11 protein-coding genes and 1 riboswitch are annotated in these 16884 nt (G+C 71.0%); of the genes, 1 reads left to right on the top strand and 10 read right to left on the bottom strand.

The window, feature by feature from the left end:
- Window positions 1-29 precede the first annotated feature (29 nt).
- From hrpA to J4030_RS18495, 10 genes are all read right to left on the bottom strand, one after another.
- Entirely contained in the window at window positions 30-3902 is a 3873-nt protein-coding gene (gene hrpA, locus J4030_RS08890; RefSeq protein WP_208048867.1) for an ATP-dependent RNA helicase HrpA, read from the bottom strand.
- Between the two features lie 104 nt (window positions 3903-4006).
- Window positions 4007-4597: an RNA 2',3'-cyclic phosphodiesterase gene (thpR, locus tag J4030_RS08885; RefSeq protein ID WP_208048866.1), complete on the bottom strand. Its 591-nt coding sequence runs from the start codon at window positions 4595-4597 to the stop codon at window positions 4007-4009.
- A gap of 41 nt (window positions 4598-4638) precedes the next feature.
- Window positions 4639-5787 carry a DUF4185 domain-containing protein gene (locus tag J4030_RS08880; protein WP_208048865.1) on the bottom strand — a complete coding sequence of 383 codons (1149 nt, stop codon included), beginning with the start codon at window positions 5785-5787 and terminating at the stop codon, window positions 4639-4641.
- Between the two features lie 138 nt (window positions 5788-5925).
- Entirely contained in the window at window positions 5926-7242 is a 1317-nt protein-coding gene (locus J4030_RS08875) for a bifunctional o-acetylhomoserine/o-acetylserine sulfhydrylase (protein WP_208048864.1), read from the bottom strand.
- A gap of 81 nt (window positions 7243-7323) precedes the next feature.
- Window positions 7324-7441, bottom strand: a riboswitch (SAM riboswitch).
- 189 nt (window positions 7442-7630) lie between these two features.
- Entirely contained in the window at window positions 7631-8866 is a 1236-nt protein-coding gene (locus J4030_RS08870; RefSeq protein ID WP_243763073.1) for a DUF445 domain-containing protein, read from the bottom strand.
- 31 nt (window positions 8867-8897) lie between these two features.
- Window positions 8898-9590: a hypothetical protein gene (locus J4030_RS08865; RefSeq protein WP_208048863.1), complete on the bottom strand. Its 693-nt coding sequence runs from the start codon at window positions 9588-9590 to the stop codon at window positions 8898-8900.
- 65 nt (window positions 9591-9655) lie between these two features.
- Window positions 9656-10321, bottom strand: a complete 666-nt coding sequence (locus tag J4030_RS08860) for a hypothetical protein (RefSeq protein WP_208048862.1) — start codon at window positions 10319-10321, stop codon at window positions 9656-9658.
- Window positions 10309-10986, bottom strand: coding sequence for a hypothetical protein (locus J4030_RS08855; protein ID WP_208048861.1), 678 nt, complete (start codon window positions 10984-10986; stop codon window positions 10309-10311). Before J4030_RS08855 ends, J4030_RS08860 begins: the two co-directional genes overlap by 13 nt.
- 96 nt (window positions 10987-11082) lie before the next feature.
- Window positions 11083-12321: an McrC family protein gene (locus J4030_RS08850; RefSeq protein ID WP_208048860.1), complete on the bottom strand. Its 1239-nt coding sequence runs from the start codon at window positions 12319-12321 to the stop codon at window positions 11083-11085.
- 11 nt (window positions 12322-12332) lie between these two features.
- On the bottom strand, window positions 12333-15176 hold the full coding sequence (locus J4030_RS18495) for an AAA family ATPase (RefSeq protein ID WP_208048859.1): 2844 nt from the start codon (window positions 15174-15176) through the stop codon (window positions 12333-12335).
- Between the two features lie 175 nt (window positions 15177-15351).
- Between J4030_RS18495 and J4030_RS08840 the strand changes: the two genes are divergently transcribed.
- The gene (locus tag J4030_RS08840; protein ID WP_208048858.1) at window positions 15352-16842 is read left to right on the top strand and encodes a cytochrome P450; all 1491 of its coding nucleotides are present in this window, start codon (window positions 15352-15354) and stop codon (window positions 16840-16842) included.
- Window positions 16843-16884 lie beyond the last annotated feature (42 nt).

The raw sequence follows: 16884 nt of genomic DNA, 5'->3' as shown, positions 1-16884 counted from the left end.
CACGCCGGCCAGAAACGCCGGCCCGTATCTCACGTCGTGGGTGCCGCCTCGATCCGGTCCATGGCCTTGCGCAGCCGCGGCACCGACACGGGACCCGCGGTGCCGAGCCGCTGGGCGAAGAGGCTGATACGCAGCTCCTGCACCTGCCAGCGCAGCCGGCGTACGGCGTCCTCGCGGCGGCGCGCGGCCGGCAGCCCCTCGATCAGGTCGCCGACCTCCTGTTCGACCGAGTGCACCTCGTGCATCCGCTGGGCATCGCGGGCGATGTCGTCCGGCGCGCGCTCGAGACGTTCGAGCATGCCGCGCAGGTATCGGTCGAGGTCACGCAGCCGCGCGGCCCCGGTGGCCGCCACGAACCCGGGATAGACCAGCCCCGCATGCTGACCGCGCACGTCGGCGACGAGTTCGGCGACCGAGGGACGGGTCATCGAGTCCAGCTGCAGCTGCACCTCGCGGGAGTGGTGCAGCACCGGCACGAGGCTCTCGACGATGGTCAACACCTGCGCCGACGCCTGCTGACGCACCTGCTGCAGGACCGTGTCGAACTGCTCGCGAGTGCGCACCGGACCCGGTGAGGAGTCGGCTGCCATCACCGCATCCACGGCCGCCGCCAGGACGTCGGCCAGCACGGCCTGCTGGTCGGCGTGCGGACCCCAGCCGAGCGCGAGCCGCTGGGCGTTGTCGAGCATTCCCAGCAATCGGGACCAGGGCACGTCCAGTTGCAGGAGCAGCAGGCGGCGTACACCGGCCGGGTGCTCCGCGTCGCGTTCGGCGGCACTCGGCAGCACCCGTAGGGCGACGCTCTCGCCCTCGTCGACGAGCCCCGGATAGCCCTGCACCGTTCTCTTGCCCATGCGCTCGGTGAGCTCGGCGGGCAGATCACCGACGTCCCAGGTGGTGAGTCCCGTCCGTTCGATCTCGCTGCCGGCCCGCGAGAGCACCGACCGCACCCGACCGGACAGCTGCTCGCGCAGAGCCGAGAGGTCCTCTCCGTGCGAGAGCGCGCGGCGGCGCGAATCCTCCACGCGGAACGTCGCTTTCAGATGATTCGGGACCCGCTCCCAGTCCCATTGGTCCGCCGGCACCCGCACCCCGGTGAGCTGCTGGAGCGCCCCGGCGAGCTCTGTGGTGATGGATCCGCGCGCCGGATCCATCAGCGGCAGGGCACGCGCCGCCACATCCGGTGCGGGGACGAAGTTGCGACGGGTCGCCTTCGGCAGCGAGCGGATGAGGGCGGTGACCAACTCACCGCGTACGCCGGGCACGAGCCAGTCGAACCCGTCCTGGTCGACCTGGTTCAACTGTTCCACCGGTACGTGCACTGTCACACCGTCATCACCCGAGCCCGGCTCGAAGCGGTAGCTGAGGCGCAGGTCGAGTTCCCCGCTGGACCAGGTCCGTGGGTACTCGTCGAGATCGATGTCGGCGGCGTCATCGCCGCGCAGGTCGTCCTCGGTCATCGTCAGCAGGTTTGCAGAGGTGCGCTGCTCCTTCTTCCACCACGCGTCGAAATGCGCTGCGGAGACGATGGATTCGGGGACCCTGGCGTCGTAGAACGCGTAGACGGTCTCGTCGTCGACGACGACGTCACGGCGCCGGGTACGCGCCTCGAGGTCGCGCAACCGCGCCAGCGTCTGACGGTTCCGCTCGGTGAAGGCGTGCCGGCTCTCCCAGTCGCCCTCGACCAGGGCCGAGCGGATGAACAGATCGCGTGACAGCACGGGGTCGATCGACCCGTAGTCGACCTTGCGGCCGGCGGCCAGCGGCAGCCCGTAGAGGGTGACCCGTTCGGCGGCGACGACACTGCCGCGGCGGCGTTCCCAGTGTGGTTCGGCATAGCTGCGCTTGACCAGGTGCGCGCCCGCGCGCTCGATCCACGCGGGGTCCACGGCCGCGTTCGTCCGCGCCCACAGCCGGCTGGTCTCCACCAGCTCGGCGGACATCACCCAGTCCGGTGGCTTACGGAAGAGCGACGAACCGGGCTGGACGGCGAACCGCACGCCCCTCGCACCCAGGAAGTCGCGCCGCTCCTTGTCACGCAGACCCACGTGCGACAGCAGGCCGGTGAGCATGGCCTGGTGCACGGCGTCCTCACCGGCCGGGTTGTCGGCGCGGCGCAGACCCTGCTGCTTGCAGGCCTCCCGCAGTTGGGTGTGCAGGTCCTGCCATTCGCGCACCCGCAGATAGTGCAGGTACTCGCGTTGGCACATCCGGCGGAAGGCGCTGCTGGACAACGCCTTCTGCTGTTCCTTGAGGTAGCGCCACAGGTTGAGCAGCGACAGGAAATCACTGGTCTCGTGGCGGAAGCGGGCATGCGACTGATCCGCCTGCGGCCGCTTCTCGGCGGGGCGCTCACGGGGGTCCTGGATCGACAGCGCGGCCACGATGACCAGCACCTCGGCCAGCGCGCCGTTCTCGGCCCCTGCGAGCAGCATCCGGGCCAATCGGGGGTCGGTGGGCAGCGCGCTGATCGCGCGGCCCGCGGCCGTCAGCCGCGGGGTGCCGCGGGCACCGCGCTCCTCGACGGCCTGCAACTCCTCGAGCAGGCGCACCCCGTCGCTGATCTGGCGGGAATCCGGCGGCTCCACGAAGGGGAATCGGGCCACGTCGCCCAGGTCGAGGGATGCCATCTGCAGGATGACCGAGGCAAGGTTGGTGCGCAGGATCTCGGGGTCGGTGAACTCCGGGCGGGCCAGGAAGTCCTCTTCGGAGTAGAGCCGGATGCAGACACCGTCGGCCACCCGACCGCACCGGCCCGACCGCTGACGGGCGCTGGCCTGCGACACGGGCTCGATGGGCAGACGCTGCACCTTGGTGCGCTGGCTGTACCGGGAGATGCGCGCGGTGCCGCTGTCGACGACGTACCGGATGCCCGGCACGGTCAGGGAGGTTTCGGCGACATTGGTGGCGATGACGATCCGGCGGCCGCCGTGCGAGCCGAAGACCCGGTGCTGCTCCGCGGCGGACAGCCGCGCGTAGAGCGGGAGGGTCGCGGTGCCTGGGAGGTCCAGGGCGTCGAGCGCCTCGGCCGCGTCGCGGATCTCGCGCTCACCGGAGCAGAACACCAGGATGTCCTGCGGTCCCCCGTCGGAGACCGGCTCGCTCCACAACTCCTCGACGGCGCGCACGATGCCGGTCACCTGGTCCACGTCGACCAGCTGCGGGCCGGTCGGGCCGGTGATCTCCTCGATCAGCGGGCGATAGCGGACCTCCACCGGGAAGGTGCGCCCGGAGACCTCGATCACGGGCGCGGGTACGCCATGCTGGGCGAAGTGCTCGGCGAACCGGCCCGGGTCGATGGTCGCGGAGGTGACGATGACCTTCAGATCCGGTCGCCTCGGCAGCAGCTGCTTGAGGTAGCCGAGGATGAAGTCGATGTTGAGCGAGCGCTCGTGGGCCTCGTCGATGATGAGCGTGTCGTAGCGCCGCAGGTCACGGTCGCGGCGCAGCTCCGACAGCAGGATGCCGTCGGTCATCACCTTCACGAGGCTGTCCGGGCCGGAGTGGTCGGCGAAGCGCACCTGGTAGCCCACCACTCCCCCGAGCGGCACGTGCAGCTCGTCGGCGATGCGGTCGGCGACCGAGCGCGCCGCGATCCGGCGCGGCTGGGTGTGTCCGATCATCCCCGCGATGCCGCGACCCATCTCCAGCAGGATCTTCGGCAGCTGCGTGGTCTTGCCCGAGCCGGTCTCGCCGGCGACGATCACGACCTGGTGCGCCTCGATCGCGGCCCGGATGCGTTCGCGCTCGGCGACCACCGGCAGCTGCGGGGGGTACTCGATTGCCGGCAGCAGCGATCGGCGGCGTTGCTGCGCGGCCTCGTCCAGGCGCGGCGAACGGCCCGCGGACGTCGTACGCGGGCGGCGGCGGGGCGGGCGGGTGCGGCGGGAGGGCTGGGTCATCGGGGATCAGGTCCATTCTCGCGTACGGGCGGCGCCGGCCTCACGTCGGTGAGATCCGGATTCGAGAGGGTGTGGCGCACTCCGCACCATCGCGAGTCCGGATCTCAGTGGGAGAGGGACGGCCCGGGGTCGCCGATGGGGAGGCGGGCCAGCACCTCGTGCCGCGCCCGCCCTCGCGGCCCCTCCCCGAGGTGAGAGGCGACGACCTCGACCTCGACCGCGGTCCAGAAGGCGCCGCTGAAGCCGTCGAGCAGCCGCACCCAGCGGTCGAGAGGGGTCGGACGGCCGCAGCGGGCCACCGTCACGTGCGGCCGGAAGCGCTGTCCGTCGACCTGCGCGCCGCTGTGGGCGGCCGCCCCTCGGACGCCTGCCGCAAGCGCCGCCAGCTCCTGGTCGGCGTGCTCGTCGGTGCGCAGCCCCACCCACAGCACCTTGGCCCGCGCCGGATCGGGGAAGGCACCGCCCCCGCCGAGGCACAGATCGAACTGCTCCCGGCGCGCGGCAGCTGCCGCTGTCGCCTCCACCAGGTCGTCCAGCCGGTACTCGGGCACGTCGGGCAGGAACGCGAGCGTCAGATGGAACTGCTCGGCGTCCATCCAGCTGAACGCTCCGGCGTCGCGTCGTACGTCGAGGAACTCATCGAGCCGGTCGACCTCCTCCTCCGGCGGCCTCAGGGCCAGGAACACGCGGGGCATGAGAATGCCAACCACGCTGTGCGTCACAGCATTCCGCGGTGCTAGGGCCGAGGCACCTCGATGAACACCGGTCGCGACGCCTGCGGCGTACGCGCCATACCCGTGAGGGTGGTGGCGGTGCGGGACAGCGAGACGAGCAGGTTGCCGTCTCGTAGGGGCAGCTCGGGGTGGGCGAGCGGCTGGTAGGTGATGGTGCCCGACCCCGGGGCCGGTGCGGCCACGGTGCGCGAGAGCGTCCAGGGGCCCTGCGGCTGCGGCGCGGTCCACACCCCCACCTGCTGCCGGAGGTCCCCGCCGCGCATGGAGACTGCGACCCACGACGTGCCGAGGTGGCTGACGCTCAATGCCTGACTGACCGTGTCACCGCGGAGCACAGGCTGAGCTGCCGCGTCGTCCGGCACCCACGCGGTGCCGTTCCAGAAGGTCCATCGCGAGGGGTCTTGCACCTGGTCGGCGGCCACCCGCGCGGCGTAGAGGGTGCGCCCGGCGCCACGTGCCCCACCGCCGCGGGTGCCGTAGACGTAGACCCAGTCCCAATCGCGCACGAGGGCCGATCCCCAGGTGATGTCGCTGGACCGGGGTACGGCGACCACCGGGCCGGGCACCGGCGTGCCGCCGAGGGGGACGTCGAACCGCGCGATCGCCGTGCCGGTGACGGTGAAGTCCAGCAGGGACGCGCCGCGCCGGATGCGCGAGCATGCGACGTACGCCGCGTCGCCACTGCCGGTCGGCACGGCCGTCACCGATGTCGGCCAGCACACGGTGGGCGGGGTGTCGGCGATCACGGGGCCTCGGCCGACCGGTACCACCTGGGAGGTGCACAGCCCGGAGGTCACCAGCATCGAGTTCGCGGCGAAGCTGCTGGCCGCGCTCGGGTCGCGCAGGGTGTCGCCGAAGGCCCACAGCACCCGCCCGTCGCGCAGCGGGGTGCTGGCCCCCACGTCCGCGGCCCGCCAGAGCGGGAACCCCTGCAGCGACTGCATCCATCCGTTCAGCTGCGTCACGTCGTAGGTCGCGCCGGGGACCACGTCGCCGCAGGCGGTGACCGTCCTCAACGTGCCCGCGCCGCCGGTCCACGACCGCGCGGAGTAGCTCGGAGGCACCTCGTCCGCGGGCAGTGCGCAGCCGGCGAGAGTGAAACCGCAGACCAGCGTCGACAGCGCGACGACGACCCGGCGGGGCTTCCTCATCCGGCCACCCTAGGCGTGGACCCCCATCTGCCCGGCCCGGTTCGATCCGGAGAGTCTCAGCCTCCCCGGCGAGGTAGGACGCGAAACCGCCGCCGTCCCGGGATGCGGGGCGGCGGCGGCTCGTCGTACGACGGATACCTACTTTGCGGCGGCGAACCCCTGCTCGAGGTCGGCCAGGATGTCGTCGATGTGCTCCAGCCCGACCGCGAGGCGCACCAGACCCGGGGTGACACCGGCCAGCAGCCGGTCCTCGTCACTGCCCTGGGAGTGGGTGGTCGACGCGGGGTGGATCACCAGCGAGCGCACGTCACCGATGTTGGCGACGTGGCTGTGCAGCGTGAGTGCCTCCACGAACGTCTTGCCCGCCTCGGCGCCACCGGTGATCTCGAACGCCAGCACGGCACCCGAGCCGAGCGGCGTGTACTTCTGGGCCAGCTCGTAGTACTCGTCACCCGGCAACGACGCCCAGCGCACCGACTCGACCTGGTCCTGCTGCTGCAGCCACTCGGCCACCGCGCGGGTGTTCTGCACGTGCCGCTCGATGCGCAGGCTCAGTGTCTCGATGCCCTGCGCGATCAGGAACGCGTTGAACGGCGAGATCGAGGAGCCGAAATCGCGCAGACCCTGCACCCGTGCCTTGAGGATGAAGGCCAGGTTGGCGCCCAGCGGGCTGCCCACGCCGAGGTCGCGGGCGTAGACCAGCCCGTGGTAGCTCTCCTCGGGGGTGTTGAAGTTCGGGAACTTCTCCGGGTCCTTGCCGAAGTCGAAGTTGCCGCTGTCGATGATCGCGCCGGCGATCGCCGTACCGTGCCCGCCCAGGTACTTCGTCGCCGAGTGCACGACGATGTCCGCGCCGTACTCGATCGGGCGCAGCAGGAACGGCGTGGCGACCGTGTTGTCGACCACGAGCGGTACGCCGAGTTCGTGCGCGACGTTCGCGACGGCCTCGATGTCGAGGATCTCGATCTTCGGGTTGGAGATGGTCTCGCCATAGAAGAGCTTGGTGTTCGGCTGCGCGGCCGCGCGCCAGCTCTCCGGGTCCTTGGTGTCCTCCACGAAGGTCACGTCGATGCCGTACTTGGGCAGCGTGAACTTCAGCAGGTTGAAGGTGCCGCCGTAGAGCGACGGGCTGGCCACGATGTGGTCGCCGGCCTCGGCGATGTTGAGGATGGCCAGCGTCTCGGCGGCCTGGCCGGAGGCGACCAGCAGTGCGCCGACGCCGCCCTCAAGGTTGGCAAGACGCTGCTCGACCACGTCGGTGGTCGGGTTCATCAGCCGGGTGTAGATGTTGCCGAACTCCTGCAGGCCGAAGAGCTTGGCGGCCCGGTCGGTGTCGGGGAAGACGTACGACGTGGTCTGGTAGATCGGCAGGGCGCGCGCCGTGGTGGACGCGTCGGGCTCCTGGCCGGCGTGGATCTGACGGGTCTCGAAGGACCAGCCGGGGCTGTCGGTCATCGTGTCGCCTTTCGTAACGCGGGGTGCGGCGCCGGCGAGCTCGCACTGCGTCGGCGCTGCAGCGGATGGCGGGAGGCCCACGATCCGCGCTTGCCGGGGGACGATCGGCATCCACCGGCCAGGTCTTCACCCGGGGCACCCCACCGCGGAGGAGGGTTGCCGGCCAGCACGCCGGGGCCTGACGCTGGCACTCATGACCTAGAACGTGAGGTTATGACACCCCAAGGTCGACGGCAGGTGAATCTCGATATGCGGACGCCCGTCTCGCGCGGTTGTCAGCGCTTTCGTGGCACCGACACCAGAGATCCGCTGACAAGGGCCGACGTCTCGCGCGGTTGTCAGCGCTTTCGTGGCACCGACACCAGAGATCCGCTGACAATCGCGCGGGTCAGAGCAACTGGGCGATCGTGTAGATGAGCAGACCCACCAGGCCACCGACGATGGTGCCGTTGATGCGGATGAACTGCAGGTCGCGCCCGACGTGCAGCTCGATCCGGGACGCCGCCTCCTTGCCGTCCCACCGCTCGATGGTGGTGGTGATGACCGAGGTGAGCTCGCGCCCGTACGTCGTGACGACGTGCCCGACGATGCCCTCGAGTCGTCGTTCGAGGGAGTCGCGCAACTCCTCGTCGGTAACGATCCGCTCCCCCGCGTCCGTGAGCGCCCGCGACAACCGGGCGTGCAGGTCGCTCTCCTCGTCGCGCAGGCCGTCGACGACCGCCGTGCGCACCGAGGCCCACAGCGCCAGCACCGTGCCCGGCACCGACGGGTGCTTCAGCAGATGCTCTTTCAGCGACTCGGCCTGCGCCATCGTCGCCTCGTCGTGCTGCAGGTCGTGGGCGAGCTGACTCAGCAGGTGGTCCAGCGCCTGTCGTGTCTGGTGCTCGGGGTCGTCGCGGACGTCGGCGAGGAAACGCACGATCTCCAGGTGGATCCGGGTGGTGACGGTGTCGTCCAGCCACTTCGGAGACCACCACGGCGCCCGCGAGCCGAGGATCTCCAGGATCGTCTCAGGATTGGCGGCCACCCAGTCGTGCAGCTCGCGCACGCCGAGGTCGACCAGCGAGGTGTGCGACCGGTCGCGCAGGATGCCCTCGAGCAGGTGCCCGGCCACCGGTGCGATCGGTTCCCTGGCCAGCCGCGGCAGCACCAGCCGGTCCAGCAGCTCCAGGACCTCGCGGTCGTCGATCGACTCCAGGCCACGCGCCAGCGACGGTGCGGCCGTGCGTACGACGCGGACACTGTTGTCGCGCACCGCGAGCCAGCGACCCACCCGCAGCGGGACCTGCGCGGCGGCGAGCCGCTCCTTGACGGTGTCGGGCGTCAGGAAGTTCTCGGCCACGAAGTCCTCGAGGCTCGCCCCGATCGCGTCCTTGCGCTCGGGGATGATCGCCGTGTGCGGGATCGGCAGCCCCATGGGGTGCCGGAACAGTGCGGTGACGGCGAACCAGTCTGCGACGGCACCCACCATCGCCGCCTCCGCCGCGGCGTTCACATATCCCCAGACTCCCCCGTGACCGTGCGTGACCACGAAGACGACGGCAGCGAGCAGCAGCAGCCCGAGGGCCACCGTGCGCATCCGGCGCAATCCGGCGCGGCGAGCCGCGTCGCCCGCGCCGAGCAACGGACCGAGAGGAGGGACGGAGGAGATCAGGTCAGCCCTTCCACTGGGCCTGCGGGGTCTCGCTGAGGCCGCCCGCGAACCCCAGGGTCAGGGTGCTGAGGTCCGTGCCGACCGGGACTTCGAACACCACGGCTCCATGGGCGTCCTTGGTCGTCGCGTTGAGCGTGGTCCCCTCCAACTGCTGTGCCTCGGGCAGCGCGCTGCTGCTGCTCGTGCGGTAGCAGGTGTGCTGAGCGGCGTCGAAGAGGTTGAAATCGATGTAGCTCATGTAGAGGGAGTACCCCGACACCAGGTGGGTACGCACGTCGACCGCGACGTACTGCATCCCCGGGTCCAGCAGGCTGGGGTCCACGGCCGCGAACTGACGCGGCTTGGCCGGGCTGACCTGCACCGTGCGGGACAGCTCGTCGGTGACCTGCGCCGTGGTGCCGAACGGCTTGGTGGCCACGGTCGCGGAGTACGTCGGGCCGATGGTGGAATCGGTCTTGCAGACCGCGCCCGCCGAGCTCTGGGGTGCGCTGCCGGAGCTGCTCGAGGTGCTCGACGAGCTGGAGGAACCGGAGGATGAGGACGAGGCGGAGGACGTGGCCGAGGCGCTCGTCGCGGCGACACTGGGGGTGACCAGACCGGGCGCGGACTGGCTCCCGCACGCGCCGAGCGCCAGCGCCGCACCGAGCGCGGCACTGAGGGCTGCTGCTCGATGGTGGACTGCGGATGTCCGCATGTGAGTCTCCTTGGGGTCTTGATCGGGATCTTATGCGGCCGGGGTGTCGGCCAGAAGGCAACGCGTCAGGCGGTCCAGCGGTCGGTCGCGGTGTCGCCCAGCCCGCTCACGAACGCCACCGTCAGCTTCGTCAGGTCCTGGGTGATCGGCACCTCGAACACCATCGAGCCCTTGGCGGATTTCTTCGTCGTGGTCAGCTCGATGCCCTGCCACTCCTGAGCGGCCGGGATGGCACCGGTGTCCTCGCGGTAGTCGCACCGGTTGCCCTGAGGGTCGAGCACGCTGAACGAGTCGATCGAGCCGACGTAGTCCGAGCTCCCGCCGGTGAGGGTGACCGAGATCGCGATCGCGACGTACTGCTTGCCGTCGTCGGGGGCGTCCTCGGTCACCTGGGACACGACCTTCGGTGCCTGCACCACGACCGCCAGCCGCACGGAGTCGTCATCGGCATCGGTGGTCTGGGCCGTCGCACCGAACCGGTGCGACCTGGTGCTCGGCACGGGCGTCGGGCCGAACTCCAGGGACGAGCCGCAGCTGCCGCCCCCGGTCTGCGACGTGCTGGGCAATGCGGTCACCGGTGGTGCGCTGGTGACGACGTCACGGCTCGGGGTGACGACGGTCGGCGCCGCGGTTCCCGTGCCGCACCCGCCCAGTCCGCCGATCAGCCCCACCCAGAGCGCCACGACGACGAACCGGGGTACCCGACCGGGGGGACGCGTCAGCCTCGCCATTGCACGGTCGCCGTCGTGCTGAACTGCCCGTTGTAGGCCACGACCAGCTTGCTCAGGTCCTGGGACACCGGCACCTCGTAGACGAGGCTGCCGGTCGCGGACTTCTTCGTGGCGCTGAGCGACGCGCCGATCCACACCTCGGTCGACGACAACCCGTTGAGATAGGACTTGCGGCACTGGTTGCCGCTGGTGTCGAGCATGTTGAACGTCGTGCTGCCGACGTAGTCGCTGGTGCCCTTCTCCAGCGTCGCGGTGATCTGAACGGCGACCAGCTGAGTGCCGGCGGTCGGGGGGATGCTGCCCGCGGACACCTTGCGCGGCGCCTCGACCTTGATGCCGACCTCGACCTGGGTGGCCGTGGTCGTGATGGGGGCGGTGACGCCGTAGGACCGCACCGGCGTGCTGGCGCCGGGAGTCGGACCGATTCCCGTCGACGAGGTCGTGCAGGTGCCGCTTGCGTTCGTGGCGCTCGTGCTGCTGTCGGTGCTGGGCGGGACCGTCGTCGGGGTGGAAGGTGCGGTCGGCGTGACCGGCGCCGAGGACGACGAGGCGACGTTCCCGGTCGGTGGGGTGACCGACGGTGCACTCGAGCCGCAGGCGCCGAGCAGCAGGATGAGGGCTGCCGAGCCGATGGCGACTGCCGACGTCGTGCGCGCGTGCTTCATCTTCGGTCTCCCGTCTGAGGTGCCGACATTGTCGCCGAGCACCCGGCCGCTGTCTGAACAATCGCTGAGAGCCACCACCGGAATGGCACCGGATCGTTACCGGCTCGCGGGTAGGACGGCGCGACCCCGCGACGGGTTCCCTCGCGGTGCCGGACCGAGCGCCAGCACACGCACCAGGACGGCGAGTTCGTCGAGTCGGGCACCGAGAGCGTCCGGCGGCGTGTCGAGCGACAGGGGCAGGCACAGCAGCCGGGTGCCGGTGCCCCGGATGCGCAGCTCCGGGTCCGGCGGGTGATCGGCGGCGCCGTACAGCAGCAGTGCGGTCGGCACCTGCAGCGACGCCGCCTGCAGCAGGAGCGGGGAGATCTGCTCCGACAGCGACCGGGGCGCGCCGGTCAACCGGTGGCGAGCCTGCAGCACCAGCGTCGGCGTCGTGCCGCGCAGCACCAGCAACTCAGGGCGGACCGGCAGCCGGTCACCGTCGTCCAGCGCGTACGCCGGCTGCTCGCTCACGTGCAGCGTCGGCCAGAGCCGGGCCTCGAGCTCGGCGCCGATCCATCGCCGGAACAGGTCCTGCAGGTCGATCAGGAACGCGTGCGCCCGGTGCTCCCCCTCACGGTGCGAGATCGTGACGCCGTCCAGGATCTGCCCGGCGAGGCCGAGCGCCGCGGCGTAGTGCTCGTTGAGACGGGTGATCGCCACTCCCCCTCGGTGGTCGTCGGGCACGCTCGCGGACACCCCCTCGAAACGGGCCGCGAGCGCGGTGGCCCCGCGGCGCAGCGCCGGCGGCAGGGCGGGCCAGCGCAGCACCTGCTCCAGTGCGCAGCGCAGCATCCTGTTCTCCGGGACGTCGACCGTGAAATCGTCGTAGCCGCAGGGCGGTCGGGCCGCGGCCCACGGGCGGACGGCCAGCTGCTCGACCAACAGCCGGCCGCGGATGACGGTCAGCGGCTCCTCACGGTGCAAGTAACCGTGCAGCAGCCCCCGTCGGGTGCAGTCGTCGACCGCCCGCACCAGGAAGGCCGCCACGCCGTCGACGAGGTCGGCACCGCCCTCCCAGCCGACCTCGTCCCGTCCGAGGGCGCCGCCCGGGATACCCGCGGAGAACATCGTGAACAGGTTCGCCATCCCGGCCCGCGGGGCGATCCGCACGGTGAGGCCCGGCACCCGCACAGCGCCCACCCAGGAGGTGGAGCGCAGCCGCACCTGCGTCGGGTCGGTGGTTGCCAGCACCTCCAGGCGCCCCGCCGCCAACTCGAGCAGCCACGCCCGGGCGTGCCGATCCAACGGCAACGGATCGCTCGTGGAGTGCTCGGTGAGCGTGACGGTGCGCACGGCGTACGTCCTCAGGAGGGCGACAGCGGGAAGGGACCGACGGTGGCGCCCGTGCCGTGCGGACCGTGTCGCTCGAGCACCGCCGCCCACGTGAACGTGCGCAGCAGATCCTCCCGGCCGTAGAACTGGTCCTCGATGAACGGGAAGATGCTGTAGTTCCAGATCCGTTGCAGCGCAGCGTCATCCAACCGATCCACCATGAAGTGGCTGTGACCGATCTGCAGGTGCGGTCCGCGCAGCGCGTGCCGCAGCTCCTCGTTCACCCGGTCGACCAGCTCGGCGACCCAGACCGGTCCGCCGTGCGCGGTGAGCCAGCGCAGCAGCAGCCCCTCCATCGGACCCTCGTGCGGCATGAACGGCACGAAGTGGAAGCGCCGGCGCAGGGCCGCGTCGACGAGCGCGATGGAACGGTCCGCGGTGTTCATCGTGCCGATGAAGAGCAGGTTGGGCGGCAGCTCGAAACCCTCGTCGGGACGGTAGGACGTGAGGACGCTGCTCGAGCGGTACTCCAGCAGGTAGAGCAGCTCACCGAACACCCGCGGCAGGTTGGCGCGGTTGATCTCGTCGATGACCATCACGTGCGGACTCGTCGGATCGGCCTCGGCCGCCTCGGCGAGCAGCGCGAGCGGCCCCTTGCGCAGCTCGTAGACCATCTGGCCCTGCGCATCCAGGCGCGGCCGGAAGCCTTCGAAGAAGTCCTCGTAGGACGTCGAAGGGTGGAATTGCACGACCGCCCGCTTGGCCGAATCCGGTTGCAGGGCAGCGGCGAGACGCTGGGCCAGGAACGTCTTGCCGGTGCCCGGCGGCCCGTAGAAGACCACCTGCTTCTTGTCCTCCAGCAGTCCGTGCACCTCCCGCAGGAAGTCCTCGTCGACCAGCAGGTCGGCGGCCGCCTCGGCGATGAGGTCGCGCTCCGGATCGGCCGCGGCCTCGCCGTGGTGCAACAGCCATCGGGCGAACTGCACCTGACCCCACGGGTCGCCGGGGAGCAGGGGTTCGAGCCGGGCGCGCAACCGGTCGGACGCGGTCAGGTGCAGCCGAGCACGCGTCGTACCAGGGATATCGGGCAACTCCACGCCGAGCGCGCGGCCCAGCGCCACCTTGCCGTCGGCTCCTCCGAGCGGGTAGACGGGCAGGTAGCGCCGCGGGTGCGCCACCGCCATCAGCTTCATCACGACCGTCTCACCGAGACCCGGCACCGGCGGGTCGGCGAGCACGCTGTCGATCCGCTCGGCATCGCTGCCGCTGCCCCAGAGCAGGGTCTTGAGCGCACCCGCGAGCCGGTCCAGTCCGGGTGCGTCCAGAGCAGCGAGAGCTGCCTGCAGAACGGAGTGACTCCCGACCGAGCCGTACGCGCGACCGGTCACCAGCCGCCGGAAGGACGCGAGATCGAAGGCGTCGAGGCCGTCGGGATCCAGATGGGCGGCGAGCGACCGGCGCTGCTCCTGGTGCCAGCCGTCCCGGTCGGTGGGGTAGGGCCGGCGCGCGCGGAACTCCTCGAGGCGGGCCAGCAGCTCCAGATCGGCCGGGCCCGTCGGCGCGGGATCGTGACCGGCCAGTACCTCCACGAGAGGGATGACCGCGCGGGCGGTCGTCTCGATCTCCGTCGCCACGTCCGCCCGGTCGAGAGCATCCGGGTGGGGCCACCAGCGGCCCACGAAGATCTCGCCGCCGGGGTAGACCCGGCCCGCGGGAGTCACTCGGTCGGCCATGCCCGTCGGATCGACGGCGAGGAAGTGGACCCCCGATGGCAGATGGCGCTGCACCGCAGCGGCGATCCGGGCCTGGCGGTCCTCGGCGCCGACACCGACGTGCCCGGCCCCGCCCCAGCCCGCGTGCAGCCCCACCGCGACCCCCGAGCGAGTCAGCCACAGTCGCAGGGCCGGTGCCCCCGCGTCACCGGGCAGTGACCAGGTGGCGTGCAGGTCGGCCCGGAAGGGAGCATCGCGAGTGGCGCCGACCCGGGTCTGCAGGTTGGTCTCGCGCAGTCGCAGACCGGTGGCCTGCTCCAGGGGTCGATGCAAGGAACGGGTGAGCAACGTTGCAGCACCTCGCAACTGGCCCGCGAGACCTGCCGCACGGGCCTCGGAGTCGGGCTGCGGGTAGCCGTGCACCGGCTGGTGTCCGGCCATCAGGCCGGCGGCCTCCTCGCAGGCCCGCGGCAGGCCGCTGCCCAGGCCGACGAACGGGCCGGCGACCTCCAGATAGCCCATCAGCCGCTCGGCCTCTCGCGGGTCGCCCGGCGCGAAGCCGCGGCACAGCTGCGCGAACGCGACATAGCGTTCGGCATGGGTCATGTGCCGGCCCATCCAGCCGAGGGTGAGGAACGACCCCACCGCGGGCGGCCAGGCCACCGGCCAGTGAGCATCGTGGTCGGTCGTCCAGAAGAGCGAGAGCGTGGAGAGGACGGGTGCGGTGGCGTGACCGTCCGCACGGGCGAGGTCCTCCAGCGCCCGAATCCGTGCCGCGGCCTCGTCGTCGCTGTGCGGGGTACGGCACACCGCCACGAGCAGGTCGGCCAGGTCGCGCTCCCGCCCCGCGCAGCCGTCCACCACCTGCTGCAGCCATGCCGGCCCGGAGGGCACGAACGGCGCGAAGGGCCCCGGACGGACACTCCATGCGGCGACGGCCGCAGCGAAGGCACGCACGTCGCGTCCGAGCGTCAACTCCTGGAGTATCTGCCGCAGTTCGGCGCACCGGTCGCCGCGGTGCCGGTCCTCGGCGGCCCAGCGAGCCTGCGCTGTGACGTCCCGCTCGGCGGCGGCCACGAGCAGGTCGTACGTCGTGCGCCACCGTTCGAGGTCGCGCTGGTGCTCCGGCGACGGCTGGTCGTGCGCGCTGTCTGGTTGTGCCACGTGAGGCTGGACTCCCAGGGATCGGTGCGTGGACGGATGCGGGCTGAGCCTGCCGCCCACTTTAACCGGGCACGGTGGCGTCGGACGGGGCCAGGTGAGGGCCCCGAGCACTACACCTGTCGTGTGATGTGCCTTACAGTGGCGGCATTCACCCGAGCGTCCGGAAGAGACCAGGATGACCGCGAATTTCGCCCATACCGAGCTACCGCATCCTCCCGGCCGCCACCGCGTCCTCGGCGATGTCGCCACCGTGATGCGCGCTCCGGGTGGCGGACCCGTGCAGAAGATGCTGCACCTGTCGAAGGGCATGGGGCCCCTCTTCGAGCTGCGCACCTTCGGGATGAAGTTCGTGCTCACCACCGACGCCGCGCTGGCCGCCGAACTGAGCGACGAGCGCCGCTTCCAGAAGACCCTGGCACCTGGCGTCAAGGCGCTGCGCGAAGTAGCGGGCGACGGGCTGTTCACCGCGTACACCGAGGAGCCGAACTGGGCGCTGGCCCATGATCTGCTGCTGCCGGCGTTCACCCGCGCCTCGATGCGCGGCTACCACGACACGATGAATGCCGTGTGCTCGGAACTGATCTCGGCCTGGGACGAGGAGACGACGCCCGTCGATGTGTCGCCGGCCCTGACGAAGATGACGCTGGAGACCATCGGCCGGACGTCGTTCAGCACCGACTTCGGGTCGTTCACCAGCACCGAGCAGCACCCGTTCGTCACCGCCATGATCACCGCGCTGGCCGGAGGTCAACGGCGCGCGTTCCTCACGGCGGTGCCCGGGGGCCGGTTGCTGATGCGGCGCGGCCGCAAGGTGTACGACGAGCGGCGCGCGTACGTCGACAGCGTGCTCGACGACATCATCACCGCCCGCCGGGCGAGCGGCGACCGCAGCACCGGCGACCTGCTGGGGCTGATGCTCAACTCGCGCCACCCGGATACCGGTGAGGCGCTCAACCTGACCAACGTGCGCTACCAGATCAACACCTTCCTGGTCGCGGGCCACGAGACCACGTCGGGCGCCTTGTCGTTCGCGCTCTACTACATGAGCCGCGACCGCGAGGTGATGCGGCGAGCGCAGGAGGAGGCCGACACGATCCTCAGCGCCGATCCCGATGCCGTGCCCACCTTCGAGCAGGTGCCGAAGTTCCGCTACATCCGCCGCTGCCTGGACGAGGCGCTGCGGCTGTGGCCGACCGCGCCGGGCTTCGCGCGCGGGCCGCGGCACGGCACCGAGACCGTCGGGGGCCGGTGGACGATGCAGCAGGACGACTGGGTGCTGGTCATGCTCACAGCCGTGCACCGCGACCCGAACGTCTGGGGTGCGGACGCCGATTCCTACGACCCGGATCACTTCCTGCCGGCGAAGGTGCGCGAACGTCCCGCCCACTCCTACCTGCCGTTCGGCGTGGGCGACCGAGCGTGCATCGGGCGGCAGTTCGCGCTGCACGAATCGGTGCTGGCGCTGGCACGGCTGGTGCACCGCTACGACCTCGCGCCGGACCCGTCGTACGACCTGGAGATCGCCGAGCGGCTGACCCTGATGCCGCGGGGTTTCCGGTTGGGCGTCACCCGGCGTACGCCGCGCGCCGGCGCGGACAAGCGCGGTGCAGCCGCAGCCTTGGACCCCGAGGACGCCGCGCCCACGGGATGCCCGGTCGTTCACTGAACTCGCTGAGCTCGCTGAGCTCGCTGAAGACCGTGACGCAGG

Origin of the sequence: Allobranchiibius sp. CTAmp26 (assembly GCF_017565405.1) — a bacterium.
Lineage (GTDB): Bacteria > Actinomycetota > Actinomycetes > Actinomycetales > Dermatophilaceae > Allobranchiibius.
The sequence above is the reverse complement of the archived record's forward strand: the minus strand, read 5'-3'. Positions and strand labels throughout refer to the sequence as shown.